Genomic DNA, 21855 nt, shown 5'->3' with positions numbered 1-21855 from the left:
GCCTTAATGCTATGAACTTTTATTAGACAACGTAAGAAGGTTATTTCCATTCCTTAACTTTCATACCTTCATATAAGTACGCAACACCGGCACTTACCACTAATTCATCTTTTTCTAAACCAGAAGTAACGATCAGAATTTCTCCAACCCCTTCATCCGTTGTCACTTCACGCTTTGAAACGGTCATGTCACTTTTATCAACTACCCATACATATTTTTTTGACCCATCGGTTGTAATTGAATCAATAGGAATGGCAATTCTATTTACCGAACTATCAGCGCCTATACGTAACTCTACAGTCGCATTCATACCTGGAAGCACAAGAACATTCTCTGGTGCGATAAACTCAAAAGTGACGTTATAAGTTTGTGTAGATGCATCAGCCAATAAAATCGCTTCTTTATACTTTGCTTGAATCAATTTTTCTGGTGCCACATCAAGTACAATAAATGCTTCTCTGTCGCGCTTTTCGCTTTCATTCTTATGTAAGCTAGCTAAATATTTTGCAGGAATATCGATTGAAGCTTCAAACGATTCACCACCAATAAACATAACCACTGTTTGACCTGCAGAAATTATTTGATCGTTGTCTATCATTTTCTGGGCAATAGCTCCGTCAAATGGGGCTCGTAAAACGGCATCGTCTATCGCCTGTTGAACGCTATCAAGTTGGGATCGGCTTACATCTCTTTCCGTCAGCCTCTGTTCAACAGTATTCTTGGCTATTGCATTACTTTTAGATAACTTAACTGCTCTTTTGTAATCTTGATCCGCATTGGTAAACTGAGCCTTGGCTTTTTTCAAACTATTGAGTAAGTCTCTTTGGTCCAACTTAGCAATAACATCTCCCTTTTTAACCTTCTGTGCATCTTTCACTGGGAATTCAACTACTTTCCCTCCCGTGGAAAAACTCAGCTCGACTAGTCGATTATCGCTAATAACCGCCGGAAACTTAGAAATTTCAACGGTATTATCGAGGCCTGTAGAAAACAATTTAACCGGACGACTTTTCTCGGTTATCACTTCTACTTCATTATTCTCATTGCATCCAGATAACACCAACACTGAAAACAACAGTGCAACAGTTCCAACATTCATTTTGCTTAACATTTAATAGCCCTCTTACAAACCTTTAGTAATTTAAAAATAACTATTTAATGGAGAACAGTTTTGGAACTTAAAAATAGCGGACAAAATACTTTATTTGTACGCTATAATCCCCCCCCCAAATAATGGAAAAGAGCTGCTGTCGCCATCTGTTACTTTTAAGTCACAACTAATAACATATTCAATTAATCACATTAACAAACTATATCATGGTGGTCTATTTCATTAACCTCAAATATACCCAGATTTATGTGTTATCAATTAATTTTTAATTCAAATTAACAACGGCATATCCAATACACATATAAATACAATCCATGACTTCTTTTTCATTCCCCTGAATTAACCGACGTAGATTTTTGATTCCTCTTTCAGTCGGAATAATAGGGCCAGCAGCCAAGACTGCTGATCTAAATCTTGCTTTATTTGTTAAGCTGTCGGTCCATGCTGAATAGAAACTTTCAGGTGAATCAAAGTTCATATGTGACATTAAAACCTCAGTTAATTTCGGCTCCAAAACAACAAGTAAATCCTTCTTTTTAGGGAAATGGCGGTTGATACCAGATCGAGAAACACCACTTTTTATTGATAGCTTCGTAAAAGTTAATGCTTCAAATCCTTCATGCATTGTTAGATCAAAAGCAGCTTCGACGATTTTCTGTCGCGTAAGCTCTGCTTCTGCTGAACTCGCTCTACCCATTCATCACCCCCTCCAATTACTATTTCACCAACGGCAACCATTTATAGTGCACGGTTAATTTCGTCCAATTTTTATAGTATACATTCGTCCGCTATTTTTTCAATAAATAAAGGATGATATCCGCTATAATTTATACCCTTACTTATACCGTTGTTAAAGTTGTGATTCTATAGGCAATAATTGTAATAGTTTAACCGAAACACGTTGCCACCATGAGGTGTATGGCTCAGTTTCATATTCGATGACCTGGCCATCTTTGAGTTCAGACCATACGATATCGCCATCTTGTAAAGATAATTTGAAAGCTAGCTGGTCGATGTCTTCAGCAATTGAATGAACCATTTTTTGTCCAATGATTGACGAGGTAATAACAGTTCCCACTTCGGTATTTTCGTATGCAGAGCGAGGGTCTAAATTCAATGAGCCAATGAAAATATGTTTTCTGTCGAGCACAAATGATTTAGCGTGTAGACTTGTTTTGGAGGCACCGAACGTTGATTTATTGCGTTTGACACGAGTGGTATTGACGTTTATTTTTGGCTTTATCTCGTAAAGAGACACCCCCATTTTTAAGAGTTTTTTTCTGTATCGCGAATAGCCAGAGTGTACTGCTGCAACATCATTGGATGCTAATGAGTTAGTGATTACTGTAATTTTTATACCTTTCTCTATCAGTTTATTAAAAAATGTGACGCCCTCCTCTGCAGGTACAAAGTAGGGTGTAATTAAAAGTAATTCATTGGTAATCGATTCAAAATAAGGCTCAAGTTTCTTTGTCATATGAAGTTCGCGTAGACTTCGGTCACTGCGAACTTTAAGTGGGTGGTCTGAAATAATATCAGCATCTACCCAACTAAAGGGTAAATCATGATTTTTAATATCTAGAGTAAAGCGAGATGCTTTCAGGGCTTCAACGTAAGGAGAGTTGGCTTGCTCATCTGTTAGTGCTAAAAGAGCTTGGCGCCCTTTTTCTAGGTCTTCGTTGTTTATCTCCTCTTTTGATAACAACTTGATTGGATACACCACTTCACTATTCCAATAGAGATCGAATACTTGAGCGGACTGAGAAACCACAGTACCTGTGAGTAAGACATCAAGGTCACTGAAAGCATTATTTGGGTTGATATCAAAATATTCATCTCCTATGTTTCGTCCACCCAAAATCACCATACTGCTATCGGCGATAAACATTTTGTTGTGCATCCGCCGAGTGACGTCGCCTAATCGAGTAGTAAACTGTTCTATTCGACTCACTCCACGCGCAAAAGGATTAAAGATTCTGATATCTATATTTGGATGAGAATCAAGTATGAGTAAATTCTTATCTTTCCCTTCCTGTCCCATATCATCAAGTAGTAAACGAACTCTAACTCCTCTATCTGCCGCAACAAGAATTTGGTTAGTAAGTAGACCTCCAATGGTGTCTTCATGATATAAGTAGTACTGAATATCCAATGTTTTTTCAGCCGCTATAGCCAAAGATGCCCTTGCCACAAAAGCATCGAGACCATCATTTAATATTATCGCCCCAGACTTTCCAGAGTTAGCTAAAAGATCTTTCTCTACCATTTTATCAAGAACAGAATTCCCACTATTAACCAATGCGGTTGTTTTTTCCATGTTCGAGTTATCAGGAATTGAGCCGCATCCAAGTAGAACAAAAGACATACAAGCAATTAAAAAGAGTGATCTGAAGTTAGTAATATTCGTCGCAGAGGAACACATGTTCATAGTAAAATTCTCACCCATGTAATCATTGATTTATAATCGAATTTAGTTAACCTTCACTCAGATTCTATATTAATATTGATGTGTGAGTAACCTAGTTACTCGACCACTTACTGTCTTTCACATTAATTTATAAGGCTAAGTTATGAGTCTACCTATAATAAAATTGTTATTGTTCATTCCATTATTTTCCGTTGTATCTTGTTCCACATCCAATACCGCAGGCAACGAAAAGCCAATGGTGAAGACGTCACAAGAAATCACTTGCCCAGTACTAAAAAGTGGAAAATGGCATGCTTGGATTGATCGTTTTCAACAACCGGAAGGTTCATACCGTTTAAACGTTAGTGGGGAAATACAATTGCCAAACCCTACCTATGAGCTTATCTGGTCAGAAGGGCCAACAGATAGGATGACTCCCCCTAGTCTCCAGTTATCGTTGAAACCAGTTCAACAAGAAGGAATGGCGATTCAAGTTATTTCCACACAAACAGCAAAACACGAAATAACCACATCAATTCCTCACTATCGACATATTTCAGTATATTGCGAAGAGAAGCTTCTCGGTAAAATGAGTGATGTGATGTTGGCCGAATAGCCAGTGATGTTGAAAAATACCAGTGCGCTAATAACGTGATAATTCCATCACGTTATAATTAACGACATTCTTAAATCAGTACTACAGTTACCTATTCTCATATCGATTTAAATCAAAAATACCAGCACGTATTGGGTTTTGTTTAATATTGTATGCTTGAAACCAATCAACAGTTTTCCAAAAATTTGGATTTGTTCTGCGCACACCATATTGGTGAACAAATAGTTCATAATCTAAATATGTTCTAATACTTGTGTAGCTACTAACAAACTCTTCTACCTTAGCTTCATCTACTTCAAAGAAAAAGTTAGGATAAGCTCCATATAATCCTGGCATTACAGTTAAAGTATCATTCTCCAGGTCTTCACTATTTTGTTTAGGGTCTGCAAGCATTGAGCTAACATTTTTATAGGATTTATTACGTATCAACGTATAAGCTCGCGATTCTTTACCTTTTATGCGTAAAAACGTTACATCAGGAAAAACTTGGAGCAAAGGACCTTTCATTTTTGCAATCCTTGTAAGTGCATGCTCTGTCGTATCAAGTGTCAAACATGGAACTGTGTCACATCGATTAATATTGTCTTGACGCCCAGCCATCGGCCCCAAATGAGATTGTAACGCTTGATACAGTTCTTGTTGAACGTCGGCTGTTTGATATCCAATAACAATCTCTTTATCGAGCCAGCGGCTGTCCAATTTCAATTTATTCTCTAAGTCTTCTCGAATGCCTTGGTACCAACTTGATCTTATTTCTTTTCTTTGTTTCGCAGGTAAATAAGCTAGATAATTATCTTCGCCTTCCATGCGTAAAAAATCCATATATAAGCGAGTATTTAGCTGATGGCCGACATTACCATAGACATTAAAGCCTGCAACCAAGAGGTAATGAATTCGTTCTAATAACGGATAATCGATAACCCATGCAGTTTCAGGATATGAGCCTGAAAGCCCTTGATTTACCGAAGCACTATCAAAATGCCTAAAAATAGTGAGTGCTGCATTGGGATTCGTGCCATTCCCATCCCAAATTGACACCATTGATTCTTGTAAAGATACTTTTGTTGAGTCATTTACAAATAGACGTTGCTTAGCCTGAGTGTACTCTTCTAGTTTTTCTTTATACGTCGTCCACGTCGAAATAATATTGAGAGTATCTCCCTGCGCGGCTGGTAAATCTAATTCATTACTGTATTTGCTTAAGAAGTCTGCTTCGCTGCTTCGGATATTTAAATCGGGATTAAAGAAAAACACCCAAAATTGCTCCTCGATAACGTTTAAGGCCACCTGCCCACGGCATACAGGACCTTTAATAAAACCTTCAATGTAAAATTGAGCATCATCAAGCAAAAAACGATAACGAGCATTAGCTGGTAATTGTTCAAACACTTTAAATGGGTTTGAAGCTATGGCTAGGTCGTAACTCGGTAATTCAGTTACTTGATATTCATTATTCATAAACAAATCTTTATAACGCGTCAGCTTGTTAGGGGAGAATTGATAAACTAGGTGGCTTTTTGCAACAATAGACGAGTGATAAGGGCGAAGACGATAATATACTTTACTCACTCCAGGATCATCAAAAGGCCGAGTGGTAGCTATGACTTCAATCGGTTGGCCTGCGGGAGTTTTAGAGCGTACCAATTGAAAAAACTCTCGTTCTGGTGCTCCTAAAAAATGTATATGAGCATGATAGAGGTGCTCATAAAGATAGCGGCTCATGAGCTGAGCCTTATTACTTGGCTGGTTTAAGAATGCTTCCCATTGCTTAACCTGAGCCAAACCATTACTAGAAGGTTTTGGAATATCTGAGGCTGGCGAACCTTGGGCAATCCAATGCACAAGATAAGTATATTCTTCATCGGTTAAGTTCGGCATTGCATAGGGCATTCCCCAAGTTGGATGATCAGCCGAGAAGTCTGAAAACTCAGAAGGTTTTGAGCACACTTGCTCTCTATTTAAGCCCAAAGAGAAGTTGGTTGAGAGTTTACCTGTCCGTGCCTGTGGAAATTGTTGTTTTAGCTGCAAAATACGAAATAATGTTGACTGCTGTAGGTTTTCCGTTGGCGTTTTATTATCCGTTTCATTTAATACGGTGTGGAATCCTTTGTCTCGCCATTGTTGATTAGTTTCCGCATCCAAAAATAGACGAGTTGTCGGCGCTCCAAAAATACGAGTTCCATTATAAACCACATCTTTGCTGCCTCCCCGCTCTATACCTTCCATAGATGTTAATTTTAACTGACATGGAGCATCATAGCAGCCATGGCAGGCGATACAGCGGCTTTCTAAAATGGGTTTTATTATATCAGTATAAGAGATAGGTTGATTAGGCAGTGTAGAAAGTAGACCATGGTCGATAGCGATACTCTGGTCACCGACTTTTTTGTTTTCGACACTACAACCCACCAAAACCGAAAACAGGCTCACTAATAGAACTCTGCTCACCAAGACTCGAATATTTAAATGACGCAACATAATAATCCTTCACCATTAATTAAATCATAACCTATTGAGAACAAATATTGGAGTTCGGTCCGTTCATGTCGAACAATTCATTTAGCGACATTACGCCCAGCAAACTTTTGGACATAAATGAGTTTCATGGAATCGTAGATTAGCACTTCATGAATTACCTAAAATATGGCAAACTCCAACAGGCAAAAGGCAAGACGTGCTCCTGCTACACTCTATATTAGTAGCTACTAAACCGCTTTTATCTTACTTCTTTTCAAAAGGAAGAAAAAAGTGAGGAGGTACAGGAAGTTTATATGATCTACAAGCCATCAATACTATCGGGTATAAGCCATACTTAATGGCTGATAAGTTTTCAAAATACTGGGTTTCACGACATTCACTAAAAATATCACTTAATAGTTCATTTTTAGTTAATTTAAAATCAAAGTCAGACAAACAAAACCCATGATATTTTCCACCAACATATAATTCTTTCTCAGACTCTTCATCGGGATACCATAACTGAATACTACAATGCGACAAGTGGTTAGTTTGAATTTCACTTAACTTGGTATAAAGCTCATCAAAGTTAAATAAGGCAGAAAAACATCCAATATTAGAGTACAATATACTACCAGCTGTAGATTCTTCGAAATATTCAGTTGTACCATTTTTAGGGTGTTCGAGTAAGTCCATATAATCGTGCAAAATACAGGGGTAAGCACCGTTATTACTTAAGTTAACAGACACTCTTAATAGCATTTCTTCTAGCCAATCTTTCACTTGAGTAATCTTCGATAGTGATACTAAAAATAATACAGCAAGAGTGATATCAATAGCTTGCTCATCTTTTAATGGCGAAAATAAGATAGGGTTATTACTTATCAAGTTTAGTATACAATCAGCTACAAATGCAGCTTGCTGTTCACTAGCTTTAGATTCACTATTACTTTGTTGATAAATTTCTAATTCCCATAGAAGCCATATTCCTAGTATAGAGATACGGCCAAGTAAATCGAAAAGTTTGAGGTTAATATCAACTGTAGATGAAGAGCATACTCCACGAGAGATAGCACCATATTCATGTGCGTATGGGGTGATGACTTTAGTCATAAAATCATGATTAATTTTAAAATACGTATTCTTAATAGAGAGTATGACTGATTGAATTAGTTTAGCATTTTTAGATTTTCTTGAAAAATAATCATTACCGACATGCCAAGCATTCAACAATGCTACCTCACTAGACAGATAAGCACTTTCAAAGTTTTTCTCTTTTCTTGACCAGCCATACAAAATCCAAAGACATATATTGATTTGTCTTAGGCTCTTTAACACTTTTTCAGGAGGCGCATTGTCGGCTGCCTCTCTTAATATACTAACAAGGTATGCAAAGTACCTAAACGAGGTATCTGGCTCGTCAATCATCGACACAGACTTCCTTAACAAGGAACGAGTGTCATCAGGCATAAAATTTTCATGTAGAAAGTTATCATTAATAAGGCTTGCAAGTTTATCCCCGTTCCATTCCTCGAATTCAATATTTTCATTAGTCTTAGTTCTAGAATCTATATAACCAGTAAATAAATCTCTAACAGGTGTTTGCACATCGCCACCAAAACAAGGGCAAATAACAATTGGTTTGCCTTTATGCTCTGGTGGTAGCCTATGAGGAATATAGGAATAAATAATTTCATCTAGAGATGGTCTTAATACTTGGTTTTCATTTCCATTCCATGTAGAGCGAGTTAAGTCTCCCGCTTTAATTGAAAAGAGGTAAACCTTTTCAACTTCACCATATAACGAGCCAACAGCGGCAACATCCACGCCTCTTTCGCTTGCCCCCCTTATTGGTTTGCCAAAGACAGTCAAACCAAGCTGGCTTAATAAATCAGGTAATATTGCATCGAGTTCATCTCTTTCATTAAGAGATGATAAATATTCTTTAATTACAAGCTTCATAATTTATCCCTCATACCTAAACATATTAATTAGTCGGTTTAATCCAGCGGGATCTATAGAAAAAAATATAGGCACTTCTGTTGAGTGACTTATTGTGCTGAGAGGCATTACCTGCCTTTTTGACTCTCCATTGCCACCATACTGTTTAAAAACAGATTTATTTCCATACAATAATACTTTGGAGTTATTACCAAGAAATGATGCAAAGAAAGATGTCTTATGTGCCTCTTTCATCATTGCTTCATTTTCAAAGTGTTTTTTTCGCCCCAAAGCCTCTCTATGTCTAGTGCTAGGGTGAAGTTCTTTGTTTAAAGATGCTTTCTTTAGAACATCATGATAGGCATCATTTTGCTTCAATATATTGAGTAACACTTGGGTTTTCTTTTTCCGTTTATCCAACTTCGCTATATGCTCTTTAATAACCCCTTCAACAGCTTGGGGTGTATTCATAAGTAATGGGTAAAATAATAATTCAGATATTTTGTCATAATCAGAATCATCACAATTTTCCAGTACCGAAAGTACATAGAATGTAGCTAACTTCGGTTTGAGAAATAGCCAGCCAACGGCTTTTCTTGCGATATAGAAATAGTCCTTGGTCTCTTCAATTTTGCTTACTTGAGAGGGCGAGTTTTCATGTTCGAAAATAATGTCTGAGGCAGCCTGACAAAGGCAGTGATTGCCCGAATAAAACCAACGAGTAAATAACTGTTCATGATCTATGTATTCACTTTCCCATATCGCTCTAGAGATATCATGAAAGCGGGTGATTTCGAAGTTGGCATCGCTACTGACAGTAAGCTTTTGTTCTAATAACCCTATAACTTCAGCGCTCCGTTCCCTGTTTAGAAGAGCCGTTAACGCATGGTCGACAGTATTAGTTTTTTGCCAATCAGTAATTGAAAATTTATCAAAGAAACTTAAAAAAAGCACCTCCCATTCTGTTGGTAAATGCTCTTTATCCAACCAAATTATTCGTGATACTTCTTCTAGCAACATAATCGATTCGTCAAATAAGCATAATGTTATGCTTTTAGTGGCATTAGCAGCAAGTGAAGAGTCTTTTTTGCATATTTCATTAATAGTCTGTAAACAACTTCTAGCAAGTTCATCAGTATGGTTTTGTTCTAATAGTGAATGTATATGTTCAAGGGCTTTTGCTAGTAAGTCACTATTGCTTGAGTATTTTAAATAACCTAATGCTTGTATTGCTTCTGTTTGTATTTTTTTATTTGAATGAGCGGTCAATTCTAGAGCAAATTGAAAGCTTTCTTCGATAGAGATCTTCGATTGACTGATTAAAGTCGCTCTTAAAAAAAACTCCCACTTAGTCGGTGACTTAGCCAACATTTCAACAGCATCTACAATTCGTAGCTTATTTTCTCCCAAAAATTCACTTATAGGTATATAGCAATATTCTCCCTTACTTTGAATGTTTTGGCTTGTTTCAAATACAGATTTAGTAGGTGCTTCAATTAAACCAATCACACCCAAGTATCGTCGTATACGAGAAATGTTTTCATCTGAAAAATGAGGGGAATTTAAAAATTCTAAAACGTTCAATTTCCCTGAGTTATGAGCACTGGCTAGTTTTTGGATAACCTCTTTGTATTCAAAACGATAATCATCAAGAAGATCCACTAACGGCTGATAGTAATCTTCAGTCGCTAACACTTCTTCTAATTTCTCATTAAAATCGACTTTTTCATTCTCTTTCACAACAGCCTACACCTTGTAATTATCATTTGATGTCAAGCAACAATTTGATTTATATGGATTTATTTGCGAATTCTTGTGACTAAATAGCATCTGCGAATTGAGTAGCAATCAAATCAGTAGACACGGTTCAATCCTTCAGTTAATCAACTAAGCACATATTGATTCATTATAAAATTTTGGTCAAACACAGATTTATGATCCCGTGATGAACAGTGACTCAAAATGATAATGGGGCAGAGGCGTTTTAAAGAGTATATTAAACTACTATTTCTAGGAAAGTTTCTAATAGGAAAAAATAGCGCCTCAAACACCGAGTTGGTGAAGTTGGCAGCTTTATTGAAACAAAAAGGGGACAACTCTTTTAAGTCCAAGTGTTTTGACTTATGCACTTTCACTGGTTTCGATTCGTTGTATTGCTTCTTGTATGTCGCTTATGGAGTCAATAATTCCATCCACTTCTTTAGGCGTGGGAAAATTGGTATTACGAACCCAGATAACTTTCATTCCAAGTTCTCTTGCTGGTTTTAGGTCGTTATCGGGGTTATCCCCGATACAAATACAAGAATTAGCATGGCTCCCTAATTCATTTATACAAGCTTCAAATATACTAGGATCAGGCTTCTTAAATCCAAATTCTTCTGAAATCTTGATAACTTTGAATAAATGTCTGATACCCACAAAATCTATCTTGGCATTTTGACATCGTGCTCTACCATTAGTCACCATCCCAAGGGAATACTTCTGAAATAAATCATCTAAAGTTTCTTTAGCGCCACCGAAAAGCACAGCTTCAAAGCCATACTTATCTTTAAAGTCTTTGAATAACTCATCCGCAATCTGATCGCTATCAAACAGCTCGACACAAGCTAATTGATACGCAGTAAGCTTGTTCTCATAACCATTCTTCTGATGATGAAGCACTGATCTGACAAATTCATCTTTTGTTGCTTTGATAGACTCTTCAAATCTGGGATATTGATTAGTTAAGAAGAGTCGCATTGTCTCTGCTCGATCTATCAAGGTCTCGTCTAAGTCGAATATTAGTGATGACATATTTTTACCTAACGTTCCTAAACTAATGCGCAGTGAAGCACAGAGTAATTGCGTCCTATGCCAGCCGCGGAACGCGATTTTATGGTGGGCATGAACAGCTTTAGTTTGTTATGAGTAAACCAAAGGATCAAATTTTTCCATAAATATTTCTGGCCGTGAAAGTTCGGTGTAACCAAATTTTGCATAGAGTTTTTGCTTATCCGATGTAGCTAGCGTGATTCTTCTTAGCCCTTGGAGTTCAGGATGATCATTTACTGCATTTAGAAGAACTTTGGAAATACCATTCCCTCGAAATTCTTCAACGACAAATACATCTACTAAATTTCCGAACGTTGAATAATCAGTGACCATGCGAGCAAAACCGACTTGCCTCGAACCAATATAAGCACCGAAACACATGCTATGCTCTATCGATTTCTCCACTAGATTTCTAGAAATACCTTTACACCATCGAGCTTCGTTATGAAGGAAATTAAAAATAAGCTCCCTATCAAGCTCATTTTTGTCTGTAGAGATTGTTAAGCCTTCCATTTTCTATCTACTCATAGCAGTTGTTATACGAATATTGTCTACGTGACAATGTCGTTATAAATATAAAGACTAATCTATCTAAATTTACCATGCATCAAAATACTAGACTTAATGTATATTTATAAGTTAGAAAAATTGAGTCGTGTGATCATAGCCTGATCACATTAGGGCATAAATGTGCTGACGGTGATTACGCAGGCTCTTCTCGGAACACAAGCCATTTAGGTTCCCAGAGCTCATCGCAATTGACATCATCGCAGTTATCTAATAGCTTTGTGTTGTCAGTATGGGTACTGATGTCGGAAGAGATTCCCCTAGCCAGTGAGCAGGATAATCTAACTAAAAGAGCAGGCCAGATTTCTTATGTAAAAAGCGCTTCAATATTATTGAGGCGCTTTTTTATGTCCATACATTGCGTAACCTCTCCTCAATAACCGCTAAAACCGTTAGCGTCATCACTATGCTCGGCCAAAAATAAGACCATCAACAATCCTAAGCCAAGTTGAAGTCTGTACACTAATAAAGAAATGAGGGGTAGTTTGGAATGGAGCAAAAGTGTGATTAACAACATGACTTAGCAATCTTATTCTAGAAAACGCTTCACTTCTCGCCCTGTTTATTTTTACAGTGATAAATAACTAAGGGGAGAGAGATATGTTTCTTCAAAGGCCAAAGCCCTTCCCGGATGAATCATTGGAAAGCTATTTCATCCGAGTGGCAAACAAAAACGGATATCAAGACGTACACCGTTTTCTCTACGCACTTAAGAACTACCTTCTCGACATTGATTCAGACAAATATGATACCTTCCCTACTGACATCAAACTGATTAACCCTTGCCACTCAAAAAATCATTCTACAAGCCGAACTCATGCACTCCAGGCCATCAGTCAGTTAACCTTTAACGTACCAGGAGATGTTCTTTCCTTAGCTATTAATCGCTCATCAAAAAGATACTCTCCAGGAACTAAGGCCCTTATTCGTGGTGCTGAGATAATTCCGCGCTCTCTTATTCGTAACGGGAATATTCCGGTTTGTCCTCTTTGCTTACGTGAATCAGGGTACGCTAGCTATTTATGGCACTTCGAAGGCTATGACGTATGCCATAAACATGGCTGTGCATTAACAGCTTCATGTGCTTGCGGTGAGCCGTATGATTACCAAAACAATGGCCTGTCAGGAGAGTGTTGCTCTTGTGGAAACTCATTGCCTATAAACACCGCTGATTCGCTAAAACAACAATCTACTATCTCGAACTGGCTCTCTGGTGCCGATGAACTACCTCTACCAGACATCCCAGTTAGCTTTCGATGGGGACTGCTTCATTGGTGGAAGAAAGCAAGTAAGTCAGAGTATTTTGATGCAATGAATTTTTACCAGTTGTGGGAAGACTGGCCTGAATCTATAGGCAAAAAAATTCAGGACACTGTGGAATACAACCTTGAATACAGAACGGTAAGCGAAAATGAGTTAACACTACGAGATGTATTAGGAAGCTTGTTATTTACTTGTATTTTACTTCCCGACAGAAACTTAAAGTACAACCTCATTTTACGAGAGCTTTTCCACTACCTTGAACAGAGAATATGGGAAGATAACGGGCAGTTCGCTAACCTCCGCATGAACGCTATAGACGCCGCTATCCTGCTTAATTCAGATTTGGAACAAATAGCTTCGCTTGTTGACCAACGGATCTTAGTTCCCTCAAGAAACATCAAAAATAACGAACCATTGAATAAAACCGCCAATATTTTTTATCTCGGAGACGTCTACTGCCTTTGGCTAGCAGAGTTTCAAACGGATGAGTTCAATCGCTCATTCTATGTTTCAAGGTGGTAGTTTACATGAACCTGAAAGATGTTTTGACAAGTGAACCCGATGACCTAAATGCCGAATTGCGACGCGCATTCCGGCCACTTACTCCAGCCGTAGATATTTCAAAAGAACTTTCTAAAGCTCTAATCATTTTAGTAAACCTGACTGATAGGGTCGACAAGCAAATTGATCTACTCAGCAGAGATAAGTGCAAGGAAAAACTCAGAGACGAAAAATGGTGGGCTCGCTGCCTGAATACCGCTAAATATCGCCAAAGCCACAACGTAAAATTTCCAGATATTCGGGCCACAGGCTCCATACGATCTGAAACAATCGGAAAGCTTCCAGATTACCTACTGTCATCAAGTAAATTACCTCAAACTGCATGGGTTTATTCAAAAGATTCAACGGACGTTAACATGTGTATGTTTTTATGCGCTGAATTTATCTGGGAAGGAAGTTTCTCATGTCTTGCTATACTACTTCAGGACATCGACCATCCCATTTGGCTCACACTAAAAAGATTGGGCTGCTACGAGAAATTTAGGAAGCTTGCGGTCAAAACACTAAGGAAAATCCCGTCACGAACAATAGATGTCACTCTTGCACCGAACTACCTTAAACAGATCAGCCTTCCTGATGGCAACGACTCGTACATATCACTATCACCCGTAGCCTCACAGGCGCTCCAATCTTGCATGTATCAATCACTAGAAGCACAGCGTAATAGCCAAACATTTCATGTTAGTCGCCCTGGGAATATGGGGTTATTACCAGCTTGTTGTGGCGGCGCATTTCGAATGCTTAAAACAGTACCTTTTATCAAAGACCGACGACATCATTACCTAAATGATGCACCACGTTGGTTATCAACAGAAGCTATCCGCGCAATGTCTGAATACATGCAAGCGCCGAACTGGTTACTACCAGCAAACCAGTATCAGAAAGAAATTTCTCGAGTGAAGCTCACGATTGAAGAAATGGTGCACAAATGGATGAGCAACCAACCCAATGTTGATGAAACGTCATTATCAACACTTACAGAAAAGTTAAATGCAGATTTAGCATCAACGCGGTCTGGCCCACGACTGAGTTATGAACCGAGATTGACCAAGCTATTTTACTATTTGATTAATAAACTACAGCAACAACATCCGGAACCAGAAGTTAAAGATGCAGGAAAGCGGTACTTGCTTATCCCAGATATTCGAGTATGCGCCGCCAGCGCGCAGAGCTCCAGTGTAACCATCGGTTTACCCTCTATGATGGGGTTGTTTGGCTTTACACATGCTTTTGAAAGAAAGATTTCGAAGTACTCACCCGGATTTAAAGTCAACAGTTTTGCTACCTGTATACATAGCTACCACCTGCAAAACAGAGGATTAACTAAGGAAGCAGTTAAAAAGCTTTCCGGAGACATATCACCGCCAGCCACACTCGACGATTGGCAGTGTGATTTAACGATCAGCCTGTTACTTGATTGCAGTAACCTTGCAGAGTCACAGCTTGAGCGAGTCCCGAAATTGTTGCCTAAAAGGCTTTGGCGAGGTAAATCTCATATTGATGTAGATAATATTCAATATATATCAATTTATTCAAAAGCCACTTCGGCGATAGGGGATATTTCCAACGAAAATGGCTTTTGGCTAGGCCTTGATAACCACACGGCTATCGAAGATCCCAGTAGTCTGGTCGAGCACTGCAGGGCTAACAGGACATCATTAATATCAACCGTCGGTTATCACCTATTAGAGCAGCCTAATAAAAGAGCAGAAACCCTGCGAGGCTATCCCCACGCGTTCTGCGAAACGGTGCTGGGATTGATTAAGCCCATAACGGTCACCCGAGCAACTAATATCAAAGATATTTTCTGGGGCTACACCGTTGATGAGTATAACCCCCAGGTATCACCAAGGAGTTGTCGATGAAACTTCCAAAACAACTAGCTTATGAGAAATCAATAGAAGCAACGGATGTAACATTTGAAGCGGTCTGGCCGTCCGGTGAAATAAAGCCACTTAGAGTATTCAGCAGAATAGCCTTGGGAATGAAAGAAGGAACACATTCAGCCTATAACAATGATGGAACTATTAAAGATAAGGTTGAACCAACTGAACTCGCTGAAGGCAATCCGCATGAACTCAATGTCTGCCAAGTACCATACGGAATTGAACTATTACAATGCCGTTTTTCTGTTACTTTTTCATCTGAACTTCTTGAAGAATACAAGTGCTCCGATGCGCCAGTTCGTAAAACTATGCATGATTTAGTAGCACTGTATATACAAAAAGTAGGCTTAGAAGAGCTAGTGTCTCGATATCTTGAAAATATCTTTAACGGACGATGGCTATGGCGAAATTCTAAAAAATCATATTGCACCACAATTGAAGTTAAGCCTTGGCCTTGGGAAGATTCACTGATTGTTGCCCATGACATACGATCACTGAGAAAAAACGAAAAATGGCTTCAAAAGATAGAAGGCTGGAATCAACTAATAAAACTAGTGATTGATTCCATGACATCACCAGATGATTACTGCATCTTAAAAGTATGCGCAAAACTACAACTTCCAGAGATGACACCGGTCTACCCAAGTCAGGCGTTCAAAGATTCAAAACAGAAAAAAAGTGATAAATCAGATAAAAGAGAAATTAACCGTATCTACCAGTCCACTGAAATAGATGGATATAATAGTCCAATATTTGGTTGCTACAAAACAGGAGCAGCGATAGCCACCATCGATAGCTGGTACCCTAATGCTGAGAAACCACTGCGTGTGGGGCATTACGGTGTTCATAAACAACATGCCACCGCGTATAGACACCCAGATACTGGTAAAGACTTCTTTAGTTTGCTAAAACGAGCCGATGAATTTGTGAAGATCCTTAGAAAAGATGTCCCCATAGAACAAGAAATAATAAATGATCTTCATTTTATTATGGCAAATATCATCAAGGGCGGACTATTCCAGGAAAAGGGAAACTAATATGGCTTGGTACTATCGCAGCGTAACCTTTCTTCCAGAGCACAGAAATAATGAAGTTCTTGTTGGGAAGTGTTTAAAGAAACTACATAGTTTCTGCAAAAAGTATAAAACGAATGCGATTGGCGTTTCATTTCCCTGTTGGACGGAAGAGACCATTGGTAACCGAATCACTTTTGTTTCACAGGACCCAATGAAGCTCGACTTTCTGCTTAGTCAGACTTATTTTCGGGAAATGGAGCTTCTCGGATATTTTGTTATCACCAGCTGCACAAACGTGCCGACAGACTGCACATATGTTCTTTTCAGGCGAAACCAGATGATCGATGAAACCACACAACTAGGCCAAGAACGCAAAGCGAGAAGACGAGAAGCCAGAGCTATTAAACGAGGAGAAGACACCTCTATTCCGAAAAATATTCAACAGACTATATTTATTGTTGAGCATTACCATTCCGTTCCTATGAGCAGCAAGAGTAAAAAAAGTAAATTTCGGTTAAACATCCAAAGAGAATTAGAACCACCAAGTATTGAGAAAAGTAGATTTACAAGTTACGGGCTATCAAACAAAGTAGATTGTCTGCAATCAGTACCATTGATTTGACCTTTTTTCAGAGCAACCTGATAACCAATTGATTTTGAAGGACCTATATTCTACTCAAAAATTTTGGTATTTTGCTGCGTGCAGCAATAACTTATTGTGTTATAAACATTATACTGAGAAATGTAATACCTTACTGCCGCACAGGCAGCTGATAATTCTTGGGAAGAATTGACCGCATTAAGTTTTCTCCTTACTGCCGCACAGGCAGATGATAATGGAATAGCTCGCAATTGGATGTCGTATTACAGCCTTACTGCCGTAGAGGCAGTTAACTAGTCAGCTATTAATTCCCCGATTCACAAACAGCCTAACCGCTGTTTGCTTTATAAATAAATGAGGACTATAATCCTCAATACTACTGTAGAAGTAGTTGATAAAAAACGAACCACTTTTATTCGAGTTCAAGATCACTCACTGCCGAACAGGCAGATTTTTGTTAAGGAAGTAAAATATATATAGCAATTCACAAATGAAGAAGTACTTTGCTCATACTCTTAAACCAAAGCAGCTAGCCTTGCAAATGCATTGCTTTCGGAAGTATCAGGTCCGGCTGTATCAAAAAGAGTTTCAATTTTCTTAAATGCTATTTTGTAATCACTTTCAGAGAGGTCAAAGCCCAATTCATCCAGTGTTTTTCTGACAGCCGCTTCTTGCTGGTGTTCACAAACCGTGATGTGCCTATGCGTTTATTTTTATAAAATTAAGTCAATTATTGTACTAAAAATTACGCGTTTTCCGTTGCTAGGTTTAAGATAAAAAAGCCTCGATCACCCTTTCTCGAAATTTGCCCAGGTTAATCTCAGTTGAGTCTATGGGAGAATTTTTCTTTATATCGCGAATTATACTGGTTCCTGTTGGCAATAATGTATCTGGGATCCAGAATATTTCATTTTCCGGCTCTGGTAGATCTGTAGCTATTAGGTTGGACGCTTTAGGACTGTCTAGCGTTGTACCCTTTGACATAGAGATGTCTGCATTCTTTGCTTTGATATATAGACAAGAATCCGGAATATCACATTCAATATTTTCGGCAATTACGACCAAACTTTCTTCAGCAAACGTGTATAACCATGCCTGCTGGTTCAATTCATCGTTTGTGCGTAATATCCGGCCCAAAACTTGCCGAAAATAGAGTTCTGTTTTTACGGCACTCAAATGGCAACACACCTGTAAACGCGGAATATCAGTCCCTTCACTTATCATTCCAACACTGATTATCCATTGCGTTGAACCATGCCTAAATTGGTCTATAGTGTCGAGTGGCTTATCATGATGATAAGTAACGATTTCAGTAGACTGGTTGTATACTTTTGATAAGACTTTTTGTATATCAATGGCATGATTAACGGATGTCGCTACGACAAGACCGCCCGCATTAGGATTATCAAACCGTATTTCCTTTAACTTTTGGCAGCCTAAGCCCAGTATATAAGTCATCGCTTCATTGTTATGCAAGATGCTTTGATAGGATACGGCTGACTGTTTCAGTAGCTCTAAGATGGAAGAGTAATTTTTTGTTTGGCCTTCGTCTGAAACGGAAAGGTGTTCATTGTCGATGAGTACGATCTTTGGTGCCCGACAAACATTATCTTTGACCGCTTGTTTAAGACCATATTGATAGTCACACTTAATATCTCCGTCGGGGTAAATGTATTCAACCAATGTTATTGGCATTAAATCCGAACGCCATGGCGTGCCTGTCAATCCCAAAGTGAATTTAGCAATACCGTGAACCTGTGAAAGGATTTGCTCTCCCCATACGTTTGAATTTTCTAATTCATCGCCAGCACAGTGATGAATTTCATCAAATACAACCAACACACGATATTTCTTTAACGTATTCCAGAAGCTCTCTTTCTGATACTTCATTGACTGATAGGTAAAAGAAGCGCCAAGTGCACCTAAGCCGCCGTGGAATTCACAATTTAGTTTCCAGGCAAAGGTTCCTTGTATACCTTGAGCAATAGTTAAAGAGGGAGAGAAACAGAGAACTAAATCGATTTCGTCATCTTCAAGTAGCCTCCTTGCAACTTCTGCCGCCATAACTGTCTTGCCGGCACCCGGTGTCGCTTGAACTTGAAAATGGCGCTTACCGGATAGATAGTTTTTAATTGCGAGGGTTACACTCTCAACTTGCCAATCCCTTAGCATGCTGCTTCTTGTTCCTTATAAAGCTCGATTGCATAAATGAGAGCTTCCAACTTCGCGTTATATTGAACGGAGAGTTCTCGCGCCTGCTCTGACTTCGCAAGCAGTTCTGATTCAAATTTTGGCAATCTCGAGGCTAAATTTCTATATTCGTCGATTCCAGCTAACGCCATTTCAAGCTCAGCGGTGCAATGTGCTTTCTCATTAACTAATTCCTTTAAGTCTTCTTGTTCTAATTTGGAAGGGCTTTGTGCTCTGACTTTTTCTGTTCTTAATTGTATTGGAGCAAAGGACACTTCATCGAAATACTCTGTTTTATGGTAGGTTTTATTCCTTCCACTTCCCGTAGTATTAAGCAAACCGCGTTTTTCCATTTGAAGTAACTGACGATAAATATACTTTCTAGCGTCGACGTTATCACTAAAGCTATCAGTGATAGTTAGCAATTCATCTCGAATAGTTAGCACAGAAAAGCCATCTAGCTTCCTAGATATGAGTAGAGTATGCATATATTTATTTAGTTTCAGTACTTTGCTCATCGTAGCTTAACCCGGCCTCAAAATACGGATTATAATCCGTGGTTATATATACATCAATACAGGATAGTCTTTCTTTTTAAACAGCGAATAAAATGAAAGACTTAGCAAAAAAATTTGGTGACAATTTACGTTGCATTCGAAAAAACAAAGGAATCTCTCAAGATAAGCTAGCACTAGCAGCAGATATCGACCGGAGCTACCTAGGGCGCATTGAAAGAGGGGAAGTAAATATTACTCTCGAGAAGGCTTACCAATTAGCTCGTGTGTTGGAGTGTGATATCCGAGATTTACTACCATAGGCGTAATATTCCTTTACGAGCCAAGCACCAAAGGAAACTTTAAAATATGTCTCTAGGTGAGATGTCCTTTTCTTGCTGATTAAGGTAGTTTTCCCACCCGATATCTTTAGGCGGCTGTATAATACTTAGCTCGTTCACGTTTATTCGAAAAGGATTTTGCTTTTCGCATGCAGCCTTGCTTACTTTTGGTGCAGCTTTAGCAAAGTGCTCGAGTTGAATCTTGTTTGAGTTATCTCGCAATGCGAGACGGCTAGACCTATTAATTAGCTTTCTTATGCGTCGCAAATTACCTTGGGAAAAAGCGTATATACGCTTCATCATTTCAGGTGATGCAAGATCTGAAGATTCGCGAAACGGAAGAGCTTCATCCAACAACGTAAGAAAAGTCTTATATAGACTACGATTTTCTTTATTGTTCAATCGAAAAGGCTCAAGAGTATATTGTAACTCGAAACGTCCCGCTAATTGATTATTTGCCTCCAAAATCAACACCGAGTATGGCATACCAAACAGGACCACTGGAATCTTAGACCGAACGATGAGCATTTTCAGCCAATCTGCTGCACTATGTAAGATTTGTTTGTTCTTCCTGTCAATCATGTGCTGAAATTCATCAATAATAATTAATTCGACTCCACACAATTTCATTAAGTCACTCATTTCTTTTGCTATTTTGACAGGGTCATTTCCTCTTGAGAAAGCTAGCGGGTCTCCGAGATCAGATAGCAATTGTTCAGAAGCTGTTATCGGAGTTGCATTCGGAGGAAGTGATGTTGATAAAATGGGTATGACAGAACCATAATCTGTCTCAGAACGAGGGTTTTTAGCTAAATATTTATCAATTAACGTTGTTTTACCGGCTCCCGTATTTCCTACGACAATCATACAATCTGGTTCATGGATACCATCACTAAACTCTCGGCAGTCTGAAATATCGTCAATGATGTCAGTAATTTGGGGGTTTTGTATAAAAATTTGTTTGACTTTATCGGCGGTTTTCTCGACTTCGTAACGCTCCATGATCAATCCCCTCTAAAATAATTTACTCTATGGACCAACCAGTAGTATTAACTTCAATATCCCAATCTAACTCATCATCAAGGTTAGGGATATTACAAACATTCGATTGTTGTTTCTTTGCTTGAGAAGTTGCTCTTTCTGAATGCTCTTTTACTCGTTGTACCCTTGACGCTGTAGTTATGCCTAAAGAGTTTCGCTTTTTGCTCTGCCCTGTTTTTTCGATTGCGTCATCGATAATATCGAGGATTTTTCGCCACGCTTTAACTACGTCTTTATGGTTGTAGTTTTTTCTAATATGTCGCCTTGCGTATTTACAGCAGGTTTTGTGCAACCATTCTGAAACAGAATAGGCATAGTCAGCATCGATAGCTTCAACATAAAAGAACTCTTCCCGCTCTTCATCAAGTACATAAATCCTTCCCAGACAACTGGGATCATACTTAATGCGCACTTGTACACTTTTTAGATTGCTACCCGTTTGGCTACCAAAATATCGTGCTAAACGAGCACTGGAGTAGCGTATTGTAGTACCAATTCTAATCCCGTTCTTATCGAGAGCTACCCGATGGTTTTTTCCTAGATTGAATTTTA

At 38.6% G+C, this 21855-nt stretch carries 18 protein-coding genes; 6 read left to right on the top strand and 12 right to left on the bottom strand.

Annotated features, from left to right (window positions below; translation table 11 throughout):
* Nucleotides 1-40 precede the first annotated feature (40 nt).
* The 3 genes from ACXJY6_RS19225 to ACXJY6_RS19215 all read right to left on the bottom strand — a co-directional run bounded on the left by ACXJY6_RS19225 (nt 41) and on the right by ACXJY6_RS19215 (nt 3428).
* Complete coding sequence (locus tag ACXJY6_RS19225) at nt 41-1111, bottom strand: efflux RND transporter periplasmic adaptor subunit (protein ID WP_458769320.1); 1071 nt, start codon at nt 1109-1111, stop codon at nt 41-43.
* A 265-nt stretch (nt 1112-1376) separates the two neighbouring features.
* On the bottom strand, nt 1377-1808 hold the full coding sequence (locus ACXJY6_RS19220) for a TetR/AcrR family transcriptional regulator (protein ID WP_458769319.1): 432 nt from the start codon (nt 1806-1808) through the stop codon (nt 1377-1379).
* Between the two features lie 153 nt (nt 1809-1961).
* Nucleotides 1962-3428: a phospholipase D family protein gene (locus ACXJY6_RS19215; protein ID WP_458769318.1), complete on the bottom strand. Its 1467-nt coding sequence runs from the start codon at nt 3426-3428 to the stop codon at nt 1962-1964.
* Nucleotides 3429-3681: 253 nt separating this feature from the next.
* Between ACXJY6_RS19215 and ACXJY6_RS19210 the strand changes: the two genes are divergently transcribed.
* On the top strand, nt 3682-4134 hold the full coding sequence (locus ACXJY6_RS19210; protein ID WP_458769317.1) for a hypothetical protein: 453 nt from the start codon (nt 3682-3684) through the stop codon (nt 4132-4134).
* 87 nt (nt 4135-4221) lie between these two features.
* Here the strand turns inward: ACXJY6_RS19210 and ACXJY6_RS19205 are convergent, their stop codons facing one another.
* From ACXJY6_RS19205 to ACXJY6_RS19185, 5 genes are all read right to left on the bottom strand, one after another.
* Nucleotides 4222-6612 (bottom strand): fatty acid cis/trans isomerase, encoded by a 2391-nt coding sequence (locus ACXJY6_RS19205; RefSeq protein WP_458769316.1) that lies wholly within the window; start codon nt 6610-6612, stop codon nt 4222-4224.
* A gap of 243 nt (nt 6613-6855) precedes the next feature.
* Nucleotides 6856-8553: a hypothetical protein gene (locus ACXJY6_RS19200; RefSeq protein WP_458769315.1), complete on the bottom strand. Its 1698-nt coding sequence runs from the start codon at nt 8551-8553 to the stop codon at nt 6856-6858.
* A gap of 3 nt (nt 8554-8556) precedes the next feature.
* The gene (locus tag ACXJY6_RS19195) at nt 8557-10272 is read right to left on the bottom strand and encodes a hypothetical protein (protein ID WP_458769314.1); all 1716 of its coding nucleotides are present in this window, start codon (nt 10270-10272) and stop codon (nt 8557-8559) included.
* A 381-nt stretch (nt 10273-10653) separates the two neighbouring features.
* The gene (locus ACXJY6_RS19190; protein WP_458769313.1) at nt 10654-11325 is read right to left on the bottom strand and encodes an HAD family hydrolase; all 672 of its coding nucleotides are present in this window, start codon (nt 11323-11325) and stop codon (nt 10654-10656) included.
* Nucleotides 11326-11433: 108 nt separating this feature from the next.
* Nucleotides 11434-11856 carry a GNAT family N-acetyltransferase gene (locus tag ACXJY6_RS19185; RefSeq protein WP_458769312.1) on the bottom strand — a complete coding sequence of 141 codons (423 nt, stop codon included), beginning with the start codon at nt 11854-11856 and terminating at the stop codon, nt 11434-11436.
* Nucleotides 11857-12510: 654 nt separating this feature from the next.
* Here ACXJY6_RS19185 and ACXJY6_RS19180 point away from each other — a divergent pair.
* The 4 genes from ACXJY6_RS19180 to cas6f are packed head-to-tail and all read left to right on the top strand — an operon-like array spanning nt 12511 to nt 17258.
* On the top strand, nt 12511-13695 hold the full coding sequence (locus ACXJY6_RS19180; protein ID WP_458769311.1) for a TniQ family protein: 1185 nt from the start codon (nt 12511-12513) through the stop codon (nt 13693-13695).
* Nucleotides 13696-13700: 5 nt separating this feature from the next.
* Nucleotides 13701-15599, top strand: a complete 1899-nt coding sequence (locus ACXJY6_RS19175) for a type I-F CRISPR-associated protein Csy2 (protein WP_458769310.1) — start codon at nt 13701-13703, stop codon at nt 15597-15599.
* Nucleotides 15596-16657: a type I-F CRISPR-associated protein Csy3 gene (csy3, locus tag ACXJY6_RS19170; RefSeq protein WP_458769309.1), complete on the top strand. Its 1062-nt coding sequence runs from the start codon at nt 15596-15598 to the stop codon at nt 16655-16657. Before ACXJY6_RS19175 ends, csy3 begins: the two co-directional genes overlap by 4 nt.
* A 1-nt stretch (nt 16658) precedes the next feature.
* Nucleotides 16659-17258 (top strand): type I-F CRISPR-associated endoribonuclease Cas6/Csy4, encoded by a 600-nt coding sequence (gene cas6f, locus ACXJY6_RS19165; RefSeq protein ID WP_458769308.1) that lies wholly within the window; start codon nt 16659-16661, stop codon nt 17256-17258.
* Nucleotides 17259-18005: 747 nt separating this feature from the next.
* Here cas6f and ACXJY6_RS19160 read toward each other — a convergent pair.
* Nucleotides 18006-19409, bottom strand: a complete 1404-nt coding sequence (locus ACXJY6_RS19160; RefSeq protein WP_458769307.1) for a DEAD/DEAH box helicase — start codon at nt 19407-19409, stop codon at nt 18006-18008.
* Entirely contained in the window at nt 19403-19945 is a 543-nt protein-coding gene (locus ACXJY6_RS19155) for a VspR family transcription factor (protein ID WP_458769306.1), read from the bottom strand. Before ACXJY6_RS19155 ends, ACXJY6_RS19160 begins: the two co-directional genes overlap by 7 nt.
* Nucleotides 19946-20037: 92 nt before the next feature.
* Here ACXJY6_RS19155 and ACXJY6_RS19150 point away from each other — a divergent pair, with 92 nt between their 5' ends.
* The gene (locus ACXJY6_RS19150) at nt 20038-20244 is read left to right on the top strand and encodes a helix-turn-helix domain-containing protein (protein ID WP_458769305.1); all 207 of its coding nucleotides are present in this window, start codon (nt 20038-20040) and stop codon (nt 20242-20244) included.
* A 39-nt stretch (nt 20245-20283) separates the two neighbouring features.
* Here the strand turns inward: ACXJY6_RS19150 and ACXJY6_RS19145 are convergent, their stop codons facing one another.
* Both ACXJY6_RS19145 and ACXJY6_RS19140 read right to left on the bottom strand, forming a co-directional pair.
* On the bottom strand, nt 20284-21264 hold the full coding sequence (locus tag ACXJY6_RS19145) for a TniB family NTP-binding protein (protein WP_458769304.1): 981 nt from the start codon (nt 21262-21264) through the stop codon (nt 20284-20286).
* Between the two features lie 22 nt (nt 21265-21286).
* On the bottom strand, nt 21287-21855 hold a 569-nt coding region (locus tag ACXJY6_RS19140; protein WP_458769303.1), incomplete at its 5' end, for a Mu transposase C-terminal domain-containing protein.

The sequence above is a fragment of the Vibrio phycocola genome (assembly GCF_054404255.1).
Note: the sequence above shows the minus strand (reverse complement) of the source record. Positions and strands in the feature narration are given on the sequence as shown.